The organism is Zestomonas ipomoeae, assembly GCF_057128665.1.
In genome coordinates this window covers 36,526-57,162 of the sequence record NZ_JBSKHQ010000024.1, presented here as the reverse complement: position 1 = coordinate 57,162, position 20,637 = coordinate 36,526, and the positions used below count along the sequence as shown (strand labels likewise).

Below are 20,637 nucleotides of genomic sequence, written 5' to 3'. Positions count from 1 at the left end.
CCATATTGCCTGGGCAATGGCGTGGGGAATAGCTCCGGGGCGTGCGACCGACCGTCATGTCATGGCCCCGTAACCAAAGCTAGGACAGCTAAGCTGAAACAAGTTCGCAGCAGGAGCCGCCCCTGGCCGGGCATTGGCGCAGCGTGACGCGCCAAGGCCCGCCGCAAGTGGCCAGCCGGGGGCCACCTCCCTGGGCGAAACATCGACCCGCTGCGCAACCGTAGATGCGCCGGGGTCGCATTCGAGGTCGCGTGGTAGACGTGCGTTGCGCGGCTGATTTCAACGCAGCAGCCCGGGCGCCTTGGCTCCGGCCTGCCCACTGCCACCCGGTCATGTGCTTATGATCCCCCGTTCCGCAGACGTCTCCGACAGCCTCTCCAACGCCCAGCGCGCCTTGCAGGTCGCGCCTTGGGAAATCGTGCTGACCTATAGCTGCGCAGCGCTGCTGTGGGTCGGCCTGACCAACGAGCTGATCGATTCGCTGGCCCTGCCCGCCTGGGCCTACTCGCTGCGCACCCTGGTCTTCGTGCTGTTTACCGCGGTGAGCATGTGGCTGTTCACCCGCCGGCTGACACGCAACACGATGCGCTCGCAAGCGCTGGTCAGCGAGGCGGAACGCGGCTACCGCGCCCTGTTCGAAGCGCATCCGGCGCCGATGTGGCTGTACGACCAGCGCAGCCGCCGCATCCTCATGGCCAACCAGGCGGCGGCGAGTGCCTACGGCTATAGCGAAGAGCAGTTCGCCCAGCTCGACATCCTCGATCTGTACGCGCCGGACGAGCGGCACCGCCTGCAGCATCGGGTCGCGGCCCGGCCGCTGGAGTGCGAGGACCTGATCGGTATTCGCAAACATCTCAGCCGCAGCGGGCGCACTTTGGACGTGGATGTGCTCTGCCAGATCTGCCTGTTCAACGGCGAGCCCTACGGCATGATGATGGCGCAGGACATCACCGCCCACTTCGCCATCGAGAAGAAGCTGCGGCGCAGCCTCAGGCAGCTCGAACTGGCGCAGCAGATCGCCATGCTCGGCCACTGGGAGTTCGATCCGGAGAGCGGGCGGGTGCAGTGCTCCCCGGAAATCCATGGCATTCTCGGCTTCGACCGTGGCCAGGAGGAGCTGCCCAGCGCCCGCTACCTGCAAGCCATCCATCCCGCCGACCGCGAAGCCTTCGTCCAGGCCCAGCGTACAACCCTCGCCGACGGCCAGCACACCCATCGCTACCGGGTGGTGCGGGCCGACGGCGGGGTGCGCTACATGTTCGAGCGGGTGCAGGTGAACACCGACCCGATCAGCCGGAAAAAGACCCTGTTCGCCGCCAGCATGGACATCACCGAACTGGAGCTGGCCGAGCGCCGGCTGGCGCGCCAGCAGCGCCTCTACGAACGCATGGTCAACAGCTTGCCGGAGGGCGTGCTGGTGATCCGCGGCGGCCGCATTCACTACTCCAACGAAGCGGCCCGCAACATGCTCGGCGGCCATCGCGAACGCTCGCTGGAAGGCGTCGAGTTCGCCCAGTGCATCCAGCCGCCGCAGCGCGCCCGCGAAGTCGACCGGCTGGCGGCGCTGCACCAGGGGCTGACCGGCGAACAGCCGCTGCGCGCATTGAAGATGCAGCGCCTGGACGGCAGCGCCTTCGAGGCGGAGGTAGCGGAAATCCGCCTGGAGAACAACGGCTGGCAGGATGTGCAGTTGCTGGTGCGCGACGTCAGCCAGGCCCGGCAGATGCGCCAGGCGCTGGAGGATGCCAACCGGCGCCTGCAGCATCTTTCCCAGCGTCTGATCGAAGTGCAGGAAATCGAACGTCGGCAGCTCGCCCGCGATCTACACGACGATGTCGGCCAACAGCTGACCGGGCTCAAGCTGCACCTGCAGCGCCTGTTGCGCAAGCGCGACGGCGACGACGAAATCACCGAGATCGCCAGCACCCTGGTGCAGAGCACCGACGAGGCGCTGGCGAAGATCCGCAGCCTGTCGCTGATGCTGCATCCGCTGCAGCTGGAAACCCTCGGCCTGGAGGCCGCGGTGCGCTGGCACCTGAAGCATTTCCTCAGCCCCACCTCCGCCGAGTGGGAGCTGCAGGTAGAGGGCGCGCTGGGCGAGATCCCAATGGACAAGGCGCTGACCGCCTTCCGCGTCATCCAGGAAGCGGTGAACAACGTGGTACGGCATGCCTCGGCCAGGCAGGTGCGGGTCCTGCTGAGCCAGATCGGCGACGACCTCACGGTGGAGGTGCTCGACGACGGCTGCGGTTTCGACGTGGCCAGCGCCGGCCATAGCGCACGGAGCCTCGGCCTGACCAGCATGCAGGAACGGGTCGCCGCCTCCGGCGGCGAGTTGAAGATCTCCAGCCTGCCGGGAGTCGGCACGCGCATCGGCGCGCGGCTGCCTGCCGCGCACGGCAGCGAACGAAGGAGGGCCTCGGGATGACCAAACGAGTTGCACTGGTGGACGATCACGCCCTGGTCCGGGCCGGCCTGCGCGCCCTGGTGCAGGACCAGCCGGGCTACGAAGTGGTGGCCGAAGGCGGCGACGGCAGCGAACTGGAAGCGATCCTGCAGCAGCACCAGCCGGATATCGTGCTGCTGGATATCAGCATGAAGCAGATGAGCGGGCTCGACGCGCTGCGCCGCTGGCAGGCGCGCTACCCGCTCGTGCAGTTCCTCATTCTGTCCATGCACGACACCGCCGACTATGTGCTCAGCGCGCTCAAGAGCGGTGCGCGCGGCTACCTGCTCAAGGATGCCGCCGCCCAGGAACTGGACCTGGCCTTGCAGGCACTATCGCGCAACGAGTCCTATCTGAGCCCCGGCATCGCCCAGACCGTCATCGAGTCGGCAGTGGCCGAGGGACGTCGCGGTAGCGGCAGCGCTCCGGCCCTCACCCCACGGCAGACGGAAATCCTGCGGCTGATCACCCGCGGCTGCTCGACCCGGGAAATCGCCGACGGCCTCGGCCTGAGCGTGAAGACCGTGGACACCCACCGCGCCCAGATCATGGAGCGCCTGAACCTGCGCGACGTGCCCTCGCTGGTGCTCTACGCGGTGCGCCAGGGGCTGGTCAGCCCCGACGACTGAGCCGCCGCCAGCGCGGACCTGGCCCGCGCCCGGGCGCCTGCCGGGTGTCGTCATCCGCCTGAGCGCAAGGGGCACCTGGCGAGCGCCTAGGGGTTTCACCGATAGCCGGCTAAGGCAGGAATGCGCAACGCTTCGGCATCTGGCAAGCGCAGCGAGAACCCTATGCACAGCTCCTCCGATTCGTTCCTGGACCACTACCTGGCCCGCCACGCCGCCGAATCGCCCCGGGACGGACTGCCTGCCTGGCTGTCCTGGCTGATGGCGCTGACCCTGGCGGCCAGCGGGCTGCTCTATCCGTACCTGGACACCCACCTGGTGCTGTTCCCGGCCTGGGGGCTGGCCCTGGCCCTGGTCCAACGCGGCCTGCTGGCGTGGCCCCCGGTGGCGGTTAGCATCCTGCTCAGCCTGGCCGGCCCGCTGCTTGACCAAGGGCTGGCCGCCGAGCTGCTAATCGCCGGGGCCCTGGCGATCCTCGCCGCCTACCTGCTGGAGTGCCTGAAAAGCCAGCGCGACCGCATGGACGAACAGGCCCGGCACGCACAACTGCTGCGGCAGTTCAGCCAGGCGTGGCGCAAGACCCAGGGCCACGGTCTGCTGGAAATCGACCTGAGCGGCCGCTTGCTGGCCGGCAGCGACGCCATCCACGGCGCGATGCTCGGCAGCGATGTCTGGCTCGACTGCTGGCAGAACGGCACCGCGCAGCCGGCGCAGACGGCGTTCGACGCCGCCAGTCTGGGTCAGCTCGGGCGATTCTCCGGCTGCTGCGCCAACCGCGCCTGGTGGGACGTGGTGCTGATGCCGGTGACCGGGCCGAGCGGCAACATCGAATCCCTGCTGGCCCTGTGCAGCGATATCAGCGAGGCGAAGGAAGGCGCGCTCGAACTGCACCGCGCCCACGAGGAACTGAACAACCTGCTCGATCACCTCAACGATGGCTTCTACCGGCTCGACCAGGGCTGGCGCTTCGTGCAGATCAACGCCAAGGCCGAAGAACTGCTGCAACGCAGCCGCGGCGAGCTGCTCGGCGAGCACATCTGGGACCAGTTCCCCGAAGCCCTCGACAGCGAGCTCGGCCCGGCCTTCCTCGATGCCATGCACTCCGGCATTCCCCGCCACCTGGAAATGTTCTTCGCGCCGCTGAAGGCCTGGTATCGAGTCCATGCCTACCCGCACCCGAAGGGCATCAGCGTGTTGTTCAGCAACATCGACGCCGAGGTGGCGGCCCTGCAGAAGAGCCAGACCAACGAGACACGCCTGCGCCTGACCCAGGAGATCGGCGGCTTCGCCGACTGGCAGTTCGACCTGGCCAGCCAGCACCTGATCCTCTCCGAACAGGCGCTGCAGTTACTGGGTCTGCCGAGCGGCAGCGAGACATCCCACCAGGACGCCCTGGTGCGGCGCCTGCATCCGGATGACCGGCTGGCATTCATCGCCGCCCTGCTCGACCTCACCGAGAACCGCAGCAACGTCAGCCTGCTGCTGCGCCTGCAGGACGAGCTGCGCCCAGGCGCCTGGCGCGACTTCCAGTTCGTCGGCCTGCTGCTGCATCCGCAATCCCATCGCCGCGGCCTGCTGGTCGGCTGCATGCAAGACGTCAGCGATCAACAGCGCCGCGAGCGCCGGCTGATCGAGGCGGAATCCTTCACCCGCAGCATCATCGACGCGCTGCCCCAGTACGTCGGCGTGCTCGACGAATTCGGCCGGCTGATCACCGTCAACCAGGCCTGGAACGACCTGATCGAGAACCAGCGGGACACGCCGCTGTGGGCCGATGCGGGCAGCGACTACCTGGCCCTCTGCCACGCGGCCGCGATGCGCGGGGTGGCGGTCGCGCCGCTGCTGCTGGAACGCCTGCAGGGGCTGCTCGACGGCCGGGAAGACGAGCTGGAACTCGACTACCAGTTGCCCCTCGGCGGCGACCTGCGCCACTTCCGCGTCCGTGCATTGCCGATGGAGGCCGAGCAGCGGCGCCTGCTGATCGTGCACGAAGACATCACTGCCACCGCGCACTTGCATGAAGCGCTGGGCAACCAGGCCCAGCGCCTGCGCCTGGTACATGAAGGCGCCAACGACGGGCTCTGGGAGTGGGTGCCGCAACGCGGCGAGCTGTACGTTTCCGAGCGCTTCGTCGAGCTGACCGGCAGCCATCTCGACAGCCGGCGCGACTTCACCGAGTGGCTGCTCGAACAGGTCCACCCGGATGAGGCGGCGCCCCTGAGCGACGCGTTGGACGCTCACTTCCAGCGCGACGAGCCCTTCGACATCGAGCTGCGCCTGGCCAGCCCCGGGGGCTGGCGCTGGTTCCGTGCCCGTGGCAAGGCCGAATGGCAGCAGAGCGAGATGGTGCGCTTCGCCGGCTCGCTGATGGACATCAGCCTGCAACGGGACCTGCTGGCGCAGATCCAGGCCAGCGAAACGCGCTTTCGCGAGATGGTCGAATACCTGCCCCAGGTATTCTGGATCTACGACGTCGCCAAGCGCGCCGTCAGCTATGTCAGCCCAGCCCTGGAACGCATCTGGCGCCTGCCGGCCGAGCAGCTTTACCAGGACGAGAGCCAGTGGCTGAAGCTGGTGCACCCGGAGGACCTGGCGATCGCCGAACGCTTCCGCCAGCGGGCGCTGGTGGAACATCGCCAGGGCGAAGCGGAATACCGCTCGCTGAATGCCGAAGGCGACCTGCTGTGGATTCGCAACCGCGCCTTCCCGTTCCGCGACGCCAGCGGCAGGGTGACGCGCATCGTCGGCATCGCCGAGAACATCACCGAGGCGCGCACCTACAAGGAGCGCCTGTTCGCCGTGGCGCATTTCGACAGCTCCAGCGGGCTGCCGAACCAGGCGATCTTCCGCAAGCGCCTGGAAGTGCAATGCGCCCAGGCCCTGAAGAAAAAGCAGCAGTTCACCGTGCTGTTCATCGCCCTCGACCGGCTGAAATGGGTGCAGCAATGCCTCGGGCAAAAAGCCCGCGATGCGCTGATCCAGCAGGTCGCCGAGCGTTTCCGCCGGGCCCTGGACAGCAACGGCTACCTGGCCAGCTTCGGCGGCGGCGAATTCGCCGTGCTGCTCAGCCGCGAGGAGGAACTGAGCCAGAGCCAGGCGATCATCCACGCACTGCTGAAGTCGCTGGCCCCCTACTTCACGCTGAACGACGAGAGCCTGGCGCTGAGCGCCTGCGTCGGCGCCGCGCGCTTCCCCGGCGATGGCGAGCAGGCCGAGCAACTGATCCGCAACGCCAACGCGGCGGTCTACGCCGTTCAGCAATCCGGGCGCAGCGGCTACCAGTTCTACAAGGCCGACCTGCAGGAACACAACCTCGACACACTGCAACTGGAAACGGAACTCAAGCGCGCCCTGGACCGGCAGGAATTCGTCCTGCACTACCAGCCCAAGCTGTGCCTGCGCAGCCAGCGGCTCTGCGGCGCGGAAACCCTGGTGCGCTGGCACCATCCGGCGCACGGGCTGATCGGCCCGTTGCGCTTCATCCACCTGCTGGAGGAAACCGGCCTGATCGTGCCGCTCGGCCTCTGGTGCATCGACCAGGCCCTGGCGCAGCTGGCGGCCTGGCGGCGGCAGGGCATGGACGGTTTCAGCATGGCGGTGAACCTTTCGCTCAAGCAGCTGCAACCGGGGTTGGTGGACAAGGTTCGCCAGGGCCTGGAGCGCCACGCCATCGCCGCCGAGTACCTGGAATTGGAACTGACCGAATCGATCATGCACGAGTCGGGTGCGGCCATCATCGTCAACGAACTCAAGCAACTGGGGGTGCGCATCGCGGTGGACGACTTCGGCACCGGCTATTCCACCCTCGGCAGCCTGAAGTCGTTCGTGCCGGACACCTTGAAGATCGACAAAGGCTTCCTGCACGACATGGTCAGCGATGCCGCCGACCAGGCCATCGTGCGCGGGGTGATCGAGATGGCCCACGCCCTGCACATGAACGTGGTGGCCGAAGGCGTAGAAACGCTGGAGCAGAAGCGCCTGCTGGAGCAGCTGCATTGCGACCAGATCCAGGGCTACCTGTTCAGTCCGCCGATCGACGCCGCGGCTTTCGAGCGGGAGTTCATCACCCAGGCCAAGACCGCATAGGCGGCTGAACCTCGTAGGCTGCAGTTGAGCGCAGCGAAGCCCAACAAGGCCGCACCCGCTGGGCTTCTTCGCTGCGTTGCTTAACCGCACTCCACTTTTCCGTACCGACATGGGCGGAGCGCATGGGTCAGCGTTGCCGCAAAAGCATCTGCAGATCATCCGGCAGCGGTTGCGGCGTCAACGGGCCGACACGGCGGGTGCCGGGGTTGCCCAGCGGGTAGTAGCCGAACAGCGACCCCAGGCTGCCCGGCAAGCGCAGCAGTTGCGCGGCCAGCTCGGCCCAGTCGCGCCGGCGCCAAGCCCAACCGAGCAGCCATAGGTGGCTGAGCAGGTGGTCGCGAAAATTCGGCTGACCGAGGATATGGGCGCGCTCCAGATGCAGCAGTTCGCCCGCGGCATCGCTGCGCTGGCGGTAGAGAGTGGCGAGCAGGTGCTCGCGCTGAAAGGCCTGGCGACGGGTCATGGCACGGCTCCGGGAGTCAAGGGAAGCGCCATGCTGCCGCCATGGGGCCGCCCCCAGGTCAACCTCCTCGGGCGTCCCGCGGGCGGACGAAGCGCGCGCTGGCTTCGGCGCATAGACGACCGTGGCGGTCATGCAGGCTGGCCTTGGCGAACACCTGCCGACCTTCGCGTCCCCTGATGTGCGCCTCAACCTGCAAGGGCAGGCTGTCAGCGTCGAGCGCCTGCCGGTAGGCGACCTCCAGGCCGGCAGTGACATACACCGCGTCGGCCTCGGCCAGCGAATGCACCGCCAGGCCCAGCGCTGCGTCGAACAGCGTGGCGGTGTAGCCGCCGTGCACACCGCCGAGCGGATTGAAGTGCTCGGCGGCGGGCTGGCAGCGCAGTCGCGCCTGCCCGCCCTCGGCCTGCACCTCCAGCAGGCCGTAGGCGCGCCCCAGGTCGCCGGCCAGCCACTCGCGCAAGCGCTGGAAGACGTGCGACGGCCTCATGCGAGGTGCGGCGTGCTGCGCGCCAGCAGCGCGCCGACGTCCAGCCCGCGCGGCAGCGTGCCGTAGACCCGCCCGCCCTGGCCCAGGCGGCTGCCGATGAAGGCATCGGCGACCGTCGCCTGCCCGGCTTCCAGCAGCAGCTTGGCCTGCAGGGCCACCGCCACGTCCTCGGTGAGCTGGCGCGCGCGGTACTGGATATCGGCGGTATCGCGGAAGGCGCTGTGCAACTGCTGGATATGCGCTTTCAGCCGCGCATCGCCATGGCCGTCGCCCAGTTCGGCGAACAGCGCATCGAGCACGCCGGGTTCCTTGGACAGCGCACGCAGCACGTCCAGGCACTGCACGTTGCCCGAGCCTTCCCAGGTGGAATTGACCGGCGCCTCGCGGTACAGCCGTGGCAGAATGGTGTCCTCGACATAGCCGGCGCCGCCCAGGCACTCGGCGGCCTCGTTGATCATCGCCGGCGCGCGCTTGCAGATCCAATACTTGCCGATGGCGGTGACCAGGCGAGCGAACTTTTCTTCCTGTTCGTCATGGGCATTGTCCAGCGCGCGCCCCATGCGCAGGGTCAGCGCCAGCGCCGCTTCGCTCTCCAGGGCCAGGTCGGCCAGCACGTTCTGCATCAACGGTTGCTCGGCCAGCACGCGCCCGCCGACCTGGCGATGGGCGCAGTGGTGGGCCGCCTGGGTCAGCGCCTGGCGCATCAGCGCGCTGGAGCCGATCATGCAGTCGAAACGGGTCAGCGCCACCATCTCGATGATGGTCGGCACGCCACGCCCTTCCTCGCCGATCATCCAGGCCAGCGCCCCGCGGTATTCCACTTCGCTGGAAGCATTCGACCAGTTGCCCAGCTTGTTCTTCAGACGCTGGATGTAGAACTGGTTGCGCGTGCCGTCCGGGCGGTGGCGCGGCAGCAGGAAGCAGGTCAGGCCCTTGTCGGTGTAGGCCAGGGTGAGGAAGGCATCGCACATCGGCGCCGAACAGAACCACTTGTGGCCGACCAGTTCGTAGGCCTGCCCCGGGCCGGGAATGCCCACCGGATAGGCCTTGGTGGTGTTGGCGCGCACGTCGGTGCCGCCCTGCTTCTCGGTCATCGCCATGCCGATGGTGACGCCGGCCTTCTGCTCCATCGGCAGGTTGCGCGGGTCGTACTCGGTGGCGAGGATCTTCGGCAGCCAGCGCTCGGCAATGTCCGGCTGCACCTGCAATGCCGGCACGCTGGCGAAAGTCATGGTCAGCGGGCAGCCGCTGCCGGCCTCGGCCTGGCTGTGCAAGTAGCTCATGCCGGCGCGGGCGACGTGGGCACCGGCACGCGGGTCGGTCCAGGGCATGGACGGGATGCCATGCTCGATGGCCGCGCGCATCAGCTCATGGTAGGCCGGGTGGAACTCCACCAGGTCGACGCGCTGGCCGTAACGGTCATGGCTCTTGAACACCGGCTTGTTCTCGTTGGCGAGAAAGCCGGCCTGCATCAACGGGCCGCCGGCCAGGGCGCCGTAGGCGTGCAGCTTGTCCTCGGCCCAACCGCCCTGGTAGCGGCGCAGCCACTCCTGCAACGGCAGGTCGAGGCGGTAGAGGTTGGCTCCATCCAGCGGCGGCACCTGGTTGAACACGTCATGGGTTTCGGCGTACTGGTGCAGGTTCATGGCTGGGAGTTCTCCGGCAGTTGGGCGCCGATGGCGCGCAGACAGAAGGTCACAAGGGCCCGGCTGACGTCGTCCAGGGCCAGGCACGGCCAGCCCGCCTCGCGGGCGGCACGGGCCGGTGGCGACAACGGACCGACCAGGGACTCGGCAATGGCGCCCACCAGGCAGGCGGCGCTGAGGGTGATCGGCTGGGCGGGAAAGGCGCCAAGGCGCACGCCCTGCTCCAGCAGCTCGACGAAGAGTTCGGCATAGGCTTCGCGGTAGAGCAGGCGCTGCTCGTCAACCTCGGGGTCGACCGGCTCGGCGATCAGTGCGAAGGCCAGTCGCCGGCTCTGCCAGGCGCGCGCGGCGAACTGCTCGAGTCCCGCCGCCAGCCGCGCCGCCGGCGGCCCATCGCCACGCAGCGCGAGCGCCAGCGCCTCGACTTCGCGCTGGCTGGCGCGGGCGAACACCTCGGCGGCCAATTCGCCCTTGCCGCGAAAGTGCCGATACAGGCTGCCGGTAGCGATGCCCGCAGCCTCGGCCAGCGCCTGCATGGTCAGCGCGGCGAATCCGCCCTCCGCGACCAGCGCCAGGGCGCAATCGAGAATGCGCTCGCGTTGCAGCTGGTCACGATCGATACGGGCAGCGGTGACGCGGTAGACCATGATCTGAATCCCGGTTCAGGAGTTACCGGCAGTGAATCAGGATTCAGGGTTTGAGAAAAGCGGCATTTCGGCCAAGCAACAGGGCTACGACCGGCAGGACTCAGGCGCGCTTGTCCGATTCGGCGTCCTCGGCCATCTGCACCTCGGCCTTGCCGGAGTGGCAGAGCACCCAGTCGTGCAGAAGCGCCTGCAGTTCGGCGAACTTCACCGGTTTGGCCAGGTAGTCGCTCATGCCCGCGGCCAGGCAGCGCTCGCGGTCGCCGCTATGGCTGTGGGCGGTGATCGCCAGCACCGGCAGGTCGGCACAGCCGTGCAGGCCGCGCAAGGCGCGACAGGTGGCGAAACCGTCCATGACCGGCATCTGGCAGTCCAGCAGCACCGCATCGACATGCTCGCACCGCAGCACGTCGAGTGCCTCGGCGCCGTTGTCGGCGGTTCGCACGCGGTAGCCGAGCTTCAGCAGCATGCCGCGGGTCACCAACTGGTTGATGGCATTGTCTTCCACCACCAGCACGGTGCACTGCTCCGGGTGCCGCAGCAGTTGCCCGCCGGCGCGGCGCGGCGGCACCGCCAACTGGCGGCTCTGGCTGGGTAGCACGAGCTTGAGATCCAGGCGGAAGCAGCTGCCCTGGCTCGGCCGCGAGTGGTGGCTGAGCCGGCCTCCCTGCAATTCCACCAGTTGCCGGCATAGCGCCAGGCCAATGCCCAGGCCGCCGTACTCGCGGGTCAGCGAGCCGTCGAGCTGGTGGAAGCTCTGGTACAACGAGCCGTCGCTCGGCGTGGTGAAACCGATGCCGCTGTCGATCACCTCGACGAACAATGGCAGGCTCTCGCCTTCGATATCGCCGCCGACCCGCAGGGTCACGCCGCCCTGGGCGGTGAACTTGATGGCGTTGTCCAGCAGATAGCCAAGGCTCTGCGCCAGCTTGCCGGCGTCGCCTTCGAGGGTATCCGGCAGGTTGTCGTCCAAATCGAGCAGGAAGCTCAGGCCCTTCTCCTCGGCGCGCGGGGCGTACTGCGCCCGCAGGCTGTCGAACAGCCCGCGCAGGCTGAACGGCTCGCGCCGCGGGTACAGCTTGCCGGCCTGCAGTTCGGTCAGGGCGAGGATGTCGTTGACCATGCGCATCATGTCGCGCGCCGAACCGGCGGCGGTCCGCTGGTACTGCTCCAGCTCCGGTTCCATGCGGACCGTCTGCATCAGTTCCAGGGAGCCGATCACCCCGTTCATCGGCGTGCGCAGCTCATGGGTTACCGAGGCGAGGAACTCGTCCTTGAGGCGGTTGCTGTTGGCCAGCTCGGTGTTCAGCAACTCGAGCTTGCGGCCGGACTCCTGGAGGATGCGCGTGCGCTCCTCCTTCATCGCGTTGATGCGGTCGGCCAGCGCCAGGGACAGCAGGCCCACCTCCAGCGCCGAGCCGATCTGGCTGGCGTACATGGTGAGGAACATGTTCGGCAGGTAGCCAAGCACCATCAGGGTGTTGACGATGCCGCCCACCAGGAAGGTCGTCCAGGCAATGATGAAGTAACGTGCCACGCGCATGCCGCGCAGCCAGGCGAGCACGCCGGCGGTGAATACCATGCCGGTGAACAGCAACGCCAGGGAAGTCGCCAGGCGCAGCGCGACGGCATATTCGGTGACCAGGGCCAGCACCATCACCAGCGCGCCGTAGGCCATCAGCAGGAGCAGGCCGCGGTCGATCCAGCGGCTGTGCTCGGAAGTGTGCAGGAAGCGACGGGCGAACTGGCAGCCGAACAGCGCAGCCGAGCCGATCAGAAAAGGCGTGGCGGCATTGGCCCACCAGGGGTTGTCCGGCCACAGGTACTGGATGCCGGCACCGTTCACCGATATCTGGTAGAGCCCGAACGAGGCGATATAGAGGATGTAGTAGAGATAGCTGGTATCGCGGACGCTGAGGAAGATGAACAGGTTGTAGATCAGCATCACCAGCAGCACGCCATAGATGATGCCGAGCACGTAGACGCGCTGCGGCTGCTCTTCCAGGTAGGCATCCGGCGACCAGAGGGTCAGCGGCACCTGGATCGAGCCCTGGCTTTCCACCCGCAGGTAGAACCGCTGCGGCTGGTTTGGCGGCAGCATGAACTCGAACAGATAGTTGTCCTGCTTGATCTGGCGGCTGGCCAACGGCAAGGCGTCGCCGGTGCGCTGGGCCAGGCGAAAGCCGCCCTGGCCATCCGGCACGTAGAAATCCAGGTGATCGAGCGGCGGGTAGGCCAGCTCCAACAGCCAGGCCCGCTCGCCGGCATCCTGTCGGGGGCGGTAGTTGAGATCCAGGCGCAGCCAGAATACCGAGCGCGAATAGCCGGCGTTGAGCACGTCCTCGTCATGCTGGCGGAAGCTGGCGGCCAGGGCCGGGGACGTGATCTCCTCGATGCTGGCATCGCCACGCACGTCCTCGAACACAGCCATCTCGCGGCCCAGCGGTAGCCGCCGGGTCTGCTCGTCGAAGTCCACTGCCGATGCCAGCAGCGGCAGAAAACTCATCAGGAATAACAGAAAATAACGCATGCGGCCCCGCATGAGGTCTGCCGGGCTGCGCCCAGCGAGCCTCTCCTCTCCCTGAGTGCCGCAACCAAGCAGTACCTGATTGTTCAATCGGCTCACTTTAGCACAGGCGAGCAGTCTCGGCGGTGAACTCCGTCCTGGCTTGCATGGCTCTATTCCGGTGTTTTGCACGCCCCTGCGGGAAAACTTGGGCATGACCGAAACCGTAGGGTGCGGCGCCGCGGACAGCGGCGCAGGAACGAATAAATGATAAGCTCGCGCACCATGAACATTCCGATCTCCCGCCCCATCGTCCTCTGTCTCTCCGGCCACGACCCCAGTGGCGGCGCCGGCTTGCAGGCGGACATCGAAGCCCTGCTCGCCCAGGGCTGCCATGCCGCCCCCACCGTCACCGCGCTGACCGTGCAGGACAGCGTCGACGTCAGCGACTTCCGCGTGCTCGAGCGCGCCTGGGTACTGGCCCAGGCCCGTACCGTGATTGCCGACCTGCCGGTGGCCGCGGTCAAGCTGGGCATGCTCGGCTCGGTGGAGATGGTCGACACGGTGGTCGAGCTGATGCAGGCCCTGCCGGGCATACCTCTGGTCTGCGACCCGGTGTTGCGCGCCGGCGGCGGCGGTGCCCTGGGCAAGGACGACGTCGGCTACGCGCTGCGCGAACGTTTGCTGCCGCTGGCCACCATCGCCACACCGAACCTGCCGGAAGCGCGTCTTCTCGCCGACCTGCCCGATGGCAGCGCCGACGACTGCGCGGCCAGGCTGCTGCCGTACTGCCGCAACCTGCTGATCACTGGCGGCCATGGCGACGAACGGGAAGTGCACAACCGCCTCTATCGCCGCGCCGAAGAGCCGCAGACGTTCACTTGCCAGCGCCTGCCCGGCAGCTACCACGGCTCCGGCTGCACCTTGGCCAGCGCCCTCGCCGGCCGCCTGGCCCACGGCGAGGCGCTGCTCAGCGCAGTCAACTCGGCCCTCGACTATACCTGGCGCACCCTGCGCGATGCCGAAGCGCCGGGCCGCGGCCAACACTTCCCCCGTCGCCTGCCCCTGGATTTCTGCTGATGCCCGCCGCCAAGCTCCGAGGCCTCTACGCCATTACCGATAGCCAACTGCTGACCGGCGGCCGTCTGCTGCCCTATGTCGAAGCCGCGCTGCGCGGTGGCGCGCGGCTGCTGCAATATCGCGACAAGTCACACGACCAGGCACGCCGGCTGCGCGAGGCCGAAGCCCTGCACAACCTCTGCCAGCGCCACGGCGCGCAGTTGATCATCAACGACGATGCCGAACTGGCCGCCCGACTCGGCGTCGGCCTGCATCTCGGGCAGACTGACGGCTCCCTGGCCGCCGCCCGCGCGTTGCTCGGCCGCCAGGCGATCATCGGCGCCACCTGCCATGCCCAGTTGGACCTGGCCGACACCGCCGCGAAGGAGGGCGCCAGCTACGTCGCCTTTGGCCGTTTCTTCCAGTCCAACACCAAGCCCGGCGCGCCGGCGGCGACCGTCGAGCTGCTGCAACAGGCCAAGGCGCGCATCCACCTGCCGATCGTCGCCATCGGCGGCGTCACCCTCGAGCACGGGCCCGAACTGATCGCCCGGGGTGCCGATCTACTGGCGGTGATCCACGCCCTGTTCGGCGCGGACAATCCCGCCGACGTTCGCCGCCGAGCCGAAGCCTTCAGCGCCCTGTTCGCCTGATCCCGTTATCCGCGACCACCCTCGCACCCGAATCGGAGAAAACCATGTCCCGTTCCGAAACCCTGTTCGCCAATGCCCAGAAGCACATCCCCGGCGGCGTCAATTCACCGGTGCGCGCCTTTCGCAGCGTCGGCGGCACGCCGCTGTTCTTCAAGCACGCCGAGGGCGCCTACGTTACCGACGAGGACGACAAGCGCTACGTGGACTATGTCGGCTCCTGGGGCCCGATGATCCTCGGCCACAGCCATCCGCAGGTGCTCGATGCCGTGCGCCGGCAACTGGAACACGGCCTGTCCTATGGCGCGCCGACCGCCATGGAGACCGAGATGGCCGACCTGGTATGCAGCCTGGTGCCGTCGATGGAAATGGTGCGCATGGTCAGCTCCGGCACCGAGGCGACCATGAGCGCCATCCGCCTGGCCCGCGGCTACACCGGCCGCGACAGCATCATCAAGTTCGAAGGCTGCTACCACGGCCATTCCGACAGCCTGCTGGTGAAGGCCGGCTCCGGCGCCCTGACCCAGGGCGTGCCCAGTTCGGCCGGCGTGCCAGCAGCCTTCGCCAAACACACCCTCACCCTGCCGTTCAACGACATCGACGCGGTCGCGCAGATGCTCAGTGAAGTCGGCAAGGAGGTCGCCTGCATCATCGTCGAGCCGGTGGCCGGCAACATGAATTGCGTGCCGCCGACTGCCGGGTTCCTCGAAGGCCTGCGCGAACAGTGCGACAAGCACGGCGTGGTACTGATCTTCGACGAAGTGATGACCGGCTTCCGCGTCGCCCTCGGCGGTGCCCAGGCCCACTATGGCGTGACCCCGGACCTGACCACCTTCGGCAAGATCATCGGCGGCGGCATGCCGGTCGGCTGCTTCGGCGGCAAGCGCGCCATCATGGAGTGCATCGCCCCGCTCGGCCCGGTCTACCAGGCCGGTACGCTCTCCGGCAATCCGCTGGCGATGGCCGCCGGCCTGACCACGCTCAAACTGATCAGCCGCCCCGGCTTCCACCAGGAGCTGGGCGACTTCACCGCCCGCCTCCTGCAAGGTCTGCAGGACCGCGCCGATGCCGCTGGCGTGCCCTTCGTCACCACCCAGGCCGGCGGCATGTTCGGCCTGTATTTCAGCGGCGCCGACGACATCATCACCTTCGAGGACGTGATGGGCAGCGACGCCGAGCGCTTCAAGCGCTTCTTCCATTTGATGCTGGAAGGCGGTGTTTACCTGGCACCCAGCGCCTTCGAGGCCGGCTTCACCTCCATCGCCCATGGCGACGCGGAACTGAAGATCACCCTCGACGCCGCCGAGCGCGCCTTCGCCGAGCTGAAGAAGGGCTGATGGCCTACACCGTACTCTGCGCCGCCCTGCTCGCGCTGGCCTGCCTGGCCGCCGGAATCTACCTCGCGCTCGGCCGCCAGCACTATGCCGAAGCCGACCAGCCGGCACTGTTCTGCGCCCTGCTCGGCCTGCTGCTGCCGGCCGGCTCGGCGTTCTGCGCAGTAGTGCCGGCCTGGCGCGAAGCCGAACTGTGGCTCGGCCAGGCCAGCGCGCTGCTCGGCCTGCCGCTGCTCGGCGCCGTCGCACTGTGCCTGGGCCGCGGCTGGGTCTGGAGCCGGCCGACCTGGGGGCGCGTGCTGCTCGGGCTGTGCGTCTGCTTCGAACTGGCGCGACGCACCGGCCTGCTGGAGGAATACCGCTTGGTCCTGCCCCTGGCGAGCCTGTTGCCGGTGCTCTACGCCGGGATCGTCCAGTGGCCGCGCAAGGCGCCGCCGCTGGCGGCCTGCGGGGTGGCCGGGCTATTCCTGCTGGCCGGCCTGGCCGAGCGCAGCGGGCGCATAGAGGTGTTCCACCTGCTCCTGGCACCGGGCTATCCCCTGCTCGCCTGGCTGCTGTTGGCACTTCCGGCTCGCTCGATGCAAGAAAAGCCCGCAAAGGCTTTGTAACGACTGATTGCTTATTCCATAATGTGACGGCCGGCGCGTTTCGCCGGCCGGGCCCATCGCCCGCTCCGATTCTCGAGGCGCTCCGATTTCCATGATCCGCACCAGCCGCACCCTGATCCTGGGCTGCCTGTTGCTTCTATCCCCTCTGGCTAGCGCCGGCGGCAACTCCCTGCTGATCCCGGCCAGCGGCCGTTGCTCCCTGCACACGGCCCCGGAAGACCTGCCCGAAGCCCTGGCCGCCTGCCAGGATGCTGCGCAAGGCGGCGATCCGCAGGCCCAGTTCGAACTGGCCGAGTTCTACTACGACGGCACCCGCGCCCCGCGCGATCCTTCCAAGGCGCTGAAATGGTACGAACAGGCCTCGCTGCGCGGCCATGCCCAGGCCCAGTACCGTTTGGGCTTGATGTTCTTTCGCGGGGAAGGCGTGCCGGCCAACAACGTGCAGGCCTACATCGTGCTCAAGATGGCCTCGGTCAATGGCGCCGACGAGGCCATGGACAGCGCCGACCTGGTCGCCGCGCAGATGGGTCGCGAAGAGCTGGAGATCGCCAGCCAGGTGCTCGGCCAGATCTTCCGCAGCTACCTGCTGGAGTTGCGCACCGTCGACGGCGGCTCGCCGTTCGCGCCGCTGCCCTGAGGGGCAGCGGCGAGCCTCGAGCAGGAGTAACCACCGAGCAGGCCTATGGCTTGAAGCTTATTGCTTACTTCTCCGGCATCGGCATGGGAAACGGCATCACGTTGCCGCCACCCTTGGCCTCGCTGATCTTCGGCGTGCCGAGGCGCTCCACTTCATCGATGCGAATGATCGCGTGCAGCGGTACGAAGCTGCGCACCACGCCGTCGAACTGCGCCTTGAGCTTCTCTTCGCTGGGATCGACCACCACCTGGGTGCGCTCGCCGAAGACGAACTCCTCGACCTCCAGAAAGCCCCACAGATCGCTCTGATAGATCTGCTTGGCATACATCTCGTACACCTGGCCCTGGTTGAGGAAGATCACCTTGTAGATCGGGTTTTCACGCTTGCTCATGGATGGCGAATGACGATGACTGGTGGCAAAAGGGGCGCGAAGCATAGCACAAGGCCGGCAGCGGCAAATCCGCCGCCTGGCGCTAGGAAGCCCGCGACTTGCCCCCTATAATGCGCGGTTCTTCGAACCACCCCAGCGACGACCCTGCATGGCCAAGAAGCTTTTCATCGAAACCCACGGCTGCCAAATGAACGAGTACGACAGCTCGCGCATGATCGACCTGCTGGGTGAACATCAGGCTCTGGAACTCACCGAAAACCCGGCAGATGCCGACGTTATCCTGCTCAATACCTGCTCGATTCGCGAAAAAGCCCAGGACAAGGTCTTCTCCCAGCTGGGCCGCTGGCGCGAGCTGAAGAACAGCAACCCGGACCTGGTGATCGGTGTCGGCGGCTGCGTAGCCAGCCAGGAAGGCGCGGCGATCCGCGATCGCGCGCCCTACGTCGACGTGGTGTTCGGCCCGCAGACGCTGCACCGGCTGCCGGAAATGATCGACGCCGCGCGCACCACCCGTGCGCCGCAGGTGGACATTTCCTTCCCCGAGATCGAGAAGTTCGACCGCCTGCCCGAGCCGCGGGTCGACGGCCCGAGCGCCTTCGTCTCGGTGATGGAAGGCTGCAGCAAGTACTGCACCTTCTGCGTGGTGCCCTACACACGCGGCGAGGAAGTCAGCCGCCCGCTGCTCGACGTGCTCACGGAAATCCAGCACCTGGCCGAGAACGGCGTGAAGGAAATCACCCTGCTCGGCCAGAACGTCAACGGCTACCGCGGCGAGGCCGGCGACGGCCATGTGGCCGACTTCGCCGAACTGCTCTACGCAGTGGCGGCCATCGAGGGTGTCGAGCGCATCCGCTATACCACGTCGCACCCGCTGGAATTCTCCGACGCCATCATCCAGGCCCACGCCGACATCCCGCAGTTGGTGAAGTACCTGCACCTGCCGGTGCAATCCGGCTCCGATCGCGTGCTGGCGGCAATGAAGCGCAACCACACCGCGCTGGAGTACAAGTCGCGCATTCGCAAGCTGAAGGCGGCGGTGCCGGACATCATCATCAGCTCGGACTTCATCGTCGGCTTCCCCGGCGAGACCGAGAAGGACTTCGAGCAGACCATGAAGCTGGTGGAAGACGTTGGCTTCGACTTCTCCTATTCCTTCGTCTACAGCTCGCGCCCCGGCACTCCCGCAGCAGACCTGGCGGACGATACCCCGGACGAGGTGAAGAAGCAGCGCCTGGCGATCCTCCAGGCCCGCCTGAACCAGCAGGGCTTCGAGAACAGCCGCCGCATGGTCGGCACCACCCAGCGCATCCTGGTCAGCGACTACTCCAAGAAGGACCCCGGCATGCTGCAGGGCCGCACCGAGCACAACCGAGTGGTCAATTTCCGCTGCGACAATCCGCGCCTGATCGGCCAGTTCGTCGACGTGGCGATCATCGAGGCCCTGCCGCACTCGCTGCGCGGCGAACTGATCGACTGAGCGCGCCGGCACAGGCAGGCGGGCGTCGACAGCGACCGCTCGCCTGTAGCCGACGCCCCCTTCCAGCGTTATTCTTCACTCACTACCCCAGCCGACTGGCGGCCATTACACGACATTGAACGCACCCATAGAACCGCATCGTTTCACCCTCGAACCCTTTGAAGCCCGTCGCTTCGCCAATCTCTGCGGGCAATTCGACGAGCACCTGCGCCTGATCGAGCAGCGCCTGGCCATCGAAATCCGCAACCGCGGCAACCAGTTCGAGCTCGTCGGCGACCCCACCCACACCCTCTCCGCCGAACACCTGCTGCGCCGCCTGTACCGGGAAACCAACGGCACCGAGCTGTCGCCCGATCTGGTGCACCTGTTCCTCCAGGAGTCGGCGATGGAAGAACTGGGCAACGGCAAGAGCGATACCGGCAGCGTCGCCCTGCGCACCCGCAAGGGCATGATCCGGCCACGCGGGGTCAACCAGCAGCGCTACGTCAAATCCATCCTCGACCACGACATCAATTTCGGCATCGGCCCGGCCGGCACCGGTAAGACCTATCTCGCCGTGGCCTGCGCGGTGGACGCGCTGGAGCGCGAGCAGGTGCGCCGCATCCTGCTGGTGCGCCCCGCGGTGGAAGCCGGCGAGAAGCTCGGCTTCCTGCCCGGTGACCTGTCGCAGAAGATCGACCCCTACCTGCGCCCGCTGTACGACGCGCTCTACGAAATGCTCGGCTTCGAGCAGGTGGCCAAGCTGATCGAGAAGCAGGTGATCGAGGTGGCGCCGCTCGCCTACATGCGCGGGCGCACCCTCAACAACAGCTTCATCATTCTCGACGAGAGCCAAAACACAACGCTCGAGCAGATGAAGATGTTCCTCACCCGCATCGGCTTCGGCTCCACCGCCGTCATCACCGGCGATATCACCCAGGTCGACCTGCCGCGCGGCACCAAGAGCGGCCTGACCCACGTGATCGAGGTGCTGCGCGACGTACCGGGCATCAGCTTCACCCATTTCAAGCCCAAGGACGTGGTGCGCCACCCGCTGGTGCAACGCATCGTCGAGGCCTACGAGCGCTTCGAACACGGCAAGCCAGTGGCCAAGGATGAAGACGCCGATGCTTGAACTGGACCTGCAGCTCGCCACTGACCTCGCCACCCCCGGCGAGGCCGAGTTCCGCCACTGGTGCGAACTGGCGCTGCGCCAGCGCACGGCGGACTCCGAGCTGACCATCCGCCTGGTCGACGAGGCCGAGGGCCGCGAGCTGAACCGCACCTACCGGCACAAGGATTACGCCACCAACGTGCTGTCGTTTCCCGCCGAGGTGCCTGAAGGCTTGCTGGATATCCCGCTGCTCGGTGACCTGGTGATCTGCGTGCCGGTGGTCGAGCGCGAGGCCGCCGAGCAAGGCAAGAGCCCGCAGGCCCACTGGGCGCACATGGTCATCCACGGCTGCCTGCACCTGCTCGGCTACGACCATATCGACGACGACGAAGCGCTCGAGATGGAAACCCTGGAACAACAATTGCTCGCCGAACTGGGTCACCCCGACCCCTACGCCGGCGATGAATGACCCGCGCCACGCGGG

The 20,637-nt window shown here is 67.2% G+C and carries 17 protein-coding genes; 11 read left to right on the top strand and 6 right to left on the bottom strand.

What is annotated here, in order from left to right; genetic code table 11:
- Positions 1–340: 340 nt before the first annotated feature.
- The 3 genes from ACWKV7_RS21145 to ACWKV7_RS21135 all read left to right on the top strand — a co-directional run bounded on the left by ACWKV7_RS21145 (position 341) and on the right by ACWKV7_RS21135 (position 7,158).
- Positions 341–2,428, top strand: a complete 2,088-nt coding sequence (locus tag ACWKV7_RS21145; protein WP_483859675.1) for a sensor histidine kinase — start codon at positions 341–343, stop codon at positions 2,426–2,428.
- Positions 2,425–3,075: a response regulator gene (locus ACWKV7_RS21140; protein WP_483859674.1), complete on the top strand. Its 651-nt coding sequence runs from the start codon at positions 2,425–2,427 to the stop codon at positions 3,073–3,075. Before ACWKV7_RS21145 ends, ACWKV7_RS21140 begins: the two co-directional genes overlap by 4 nt.
- Before the next feature lie 162 nt (positions 3,076–3,237).
- Positions 3,238–7,158, top strand: a complete 3,921-nt coding sequence (locus ACWKV7_RS21135) for an EAL domain-containing protein (protein WP_483859673.1) — start codon at positions 3,238–3,240, stop codon at positions 7,156–7,158.
- Positions 7,159–7,285: 127 nt separating this feature from the next.
- On the opposite strand, the gene ACWKV7_RS21130 is transcribed toward ACWKV7_RS21135, so the two are convergent.
- The 5 genes from ACWKV7_RS21130 to ACWKV7_RS21110 form a co-directional block, all read right to left on the bottom strand.
- Positions 7,286–7,621, bottom strand: a complete 336-nt coding sequence (locus ACWKV7_RS21130) for a DUF3703 domain-containing protein (RefSeq protein WP_483859672.1) — start codon at positions 7,619–7,621, stop codon at positions 7,286–7,288.
- 58 nt (positions 7,622–7,679) lie between these two features.
- Complete coding sequence (locus ACWKV7_RS21125) at positions 7,680–8,108, bottom strand: PaaI family thioesterase (protein WP_483859671.1); 429 nt, start codon at positions 8,106–8,108, stop codon at positions 7,680–7,682.
- Positions 8,105–9,754 carry an acyl-CoA dehydrogenase family protein gene (locus ACWKV7_RS21120; RefSeq protein ID WP_483859670.1) on the bottom strand — a complete coding sequence of 550 codons (1,650 nt, stop codon included), beginning with the start codon at positions 9,752–9,754 and terminating at the stop codon, positions 8,105–8,107. The genes ACWKV7_RS21125 and ACWKV7_RS21120 overlap by 4 nt, the downstream gene beginning before the upstream one ends.
- On the bottom strand, positions 9,751–10,401 hold the full coding sequence (locus ACWKV7_RS21115; RefSeq protein ID WP_483859669.1) for a TetR/AcrR family transcriptional regulator: 651 nt from the start codon (positions 10,399–10,401) through the stop codon (positions 9,751–9,753). Before ACWKV7_RS21115 ends, ACWKV7_RS21120 begins: the two co-directional genes overlap by 4 nt.
- Before the next feature lie 100 nt (positions 10,402–10,501).
- The gene (locus ACWKV7_RS21110) at positions 10,502–12,928 is read right to left on the bottom strand and encodes a hybrid sensor histidine kinase/response regulator (RefSeq protein WP_483859668.1); all 2,427 of its coding nucleotides are present in this window, start codon (positions 12,926–12,928) and stop codon (positions 10,502–10,504) included.
- A gap of 261 nt (positions 12,929–13,189) precedes the next feature.
- Here ACWKV7_RS21110 and ACWKV7_RS21105 point away from each other — a divergent pair, with 261 nt between their 5' ends.
- From ACWKV7_RS21105 to ACWKV7_RS21085, 5 genes are all read left to right on the top strand, one after another.
- Positions 13,190–13,984, top strand: coding sequence for a hydroxymethylpyrimidine/phosphomethylpyrimidine kinase (locus tag ACWKV7_RS21105; RefSeq protein WP_483859691.1), 795 nt, complete (start codon positions 13,190–13,192; stop codon positions 13,982–13,984).
- On the top strand, positions 13,984–14,616 hold the full coding sequence (gene thiE / locus ACWKV7_RS21100; RefSeq protein WP_483859667.1) for a thiamine phosphate synthase: 633 nt from the start codon (positions 13,984–13,986) through the stop codon (positions 14,614–14,616). Before ACWKV7_RS21105 ends, thiE begins: the two co-directional genes overlap by 1 nt.
- A gap of 44 nt (positions 14,617–14,660) precedes the next feature.
- Positions 14,661–15,950 carry a glutamate-1-semialdehyde 2,1-aminomutase gene (hemL, locus tag ACWKV7_RS21095; protein ID WP_483859666.1) on the top strand — a complete coding sequence of 430 codons (1,290 nt, stop codon included), beginning with the start codon at positions 14,661–14,663 and terminating at the stop codon, positions 15,948–15,950.
- The gene (locus ACWKV7_RS21090) at positions 15,950–16,555 is read left to right on the top strand and encodes a DUF6962 family protein (protein WP_483859665.1); all 606 of its coding nucleotides are present in this window, start codon (positions 15,950–15,952) and stop codon (positions 16,553–16,555) included. Before hemL ends, ACWKV7_RS21090 begins: the two co-directional genes overlap by 1 nt.
- 91 nt (positions 16,556–16,646) lie before the next feature.
- The gene (locus tag ACWKV7_RS21085; protein WP_483859664.1) at positions 16,647–17,192 is read left to right on the top strand and encodes a tetratricopeptide repeat protein; all 546 of its coding nucleotides are present in this window, start codon (positions 16,647–16,649) and stop codon (positions 17,190–17,192) included.
- A gap of 64 nt (positions 17,193–17,256) precedes the next feature.
- Here the strand turns inward: ACWKV7_RS21085 and ACWKV7_RS21080 are convergent, their stop codons facing one another.
- Positions 17,257–17,583 carry a DUF1820 family protein gene (locus ACWKV7_RS21080; protein ID WP_483859663.1) on the bottom strand — a complete coding sequence of 109 codons (327 nt, stop codon included), beginning with the start codon at positions 17,581–17,583 and terminating at the stop codon, positions 17,257–17,259.
- Between the two features lie 148 nt (positions 17,584–17,731).
- On the opposite strand from ACWKV7_RS21080, the gene miaB reads away from it, so the two are divergent.
- The 3 genes from miaB to ybeY all read left to right on the top strand — a co-directional run bounded on the left by miaB (position 17,732) and on the right by ybeY (position 20,622).
- Positions 17,732–19,060: a tRNA (N6-isopentenyl adenosine(37)-C2)-methylthiotransferase MiaB gene (miaB, locus tag ACWKV7_RS21075; RefSeq protein ID WP_483859662.1), complete on the top strand. Its 1,329-nt coding sequence runs from the start codon at positions 17,732–17,734 to the stop codon at positions 19,058–19,060.
- Between the two features lie 115 nt (positions 19,061–19,175).
- Entirely contained in the window at positions 19,176–20,174 is a 999-nt protein-coding gene (locus ACWKV7_RS21070; RefSeq protein WP_483859661.1) for a PhoH family protein, read from the top strand.
- Positions 20,167–20,622 (top strand): rRNA maturation RNase YbeY, encoded by a 456-nt coding sequence (ybeY, locus tag ACWKV7_RS21065; RefSeq protein WP_483859660.1) that lies wholly within the window; start codon positions 20,167–20,169, stop codon positions 20,620–20,622. Before ACWKV7_RS21070 ends, ybeY begins: the two co-directional genes overlap by 8 nt.
- The last annotated feature ends 15 nt before the right edge of the window (positions 20,623–20,637 follow it).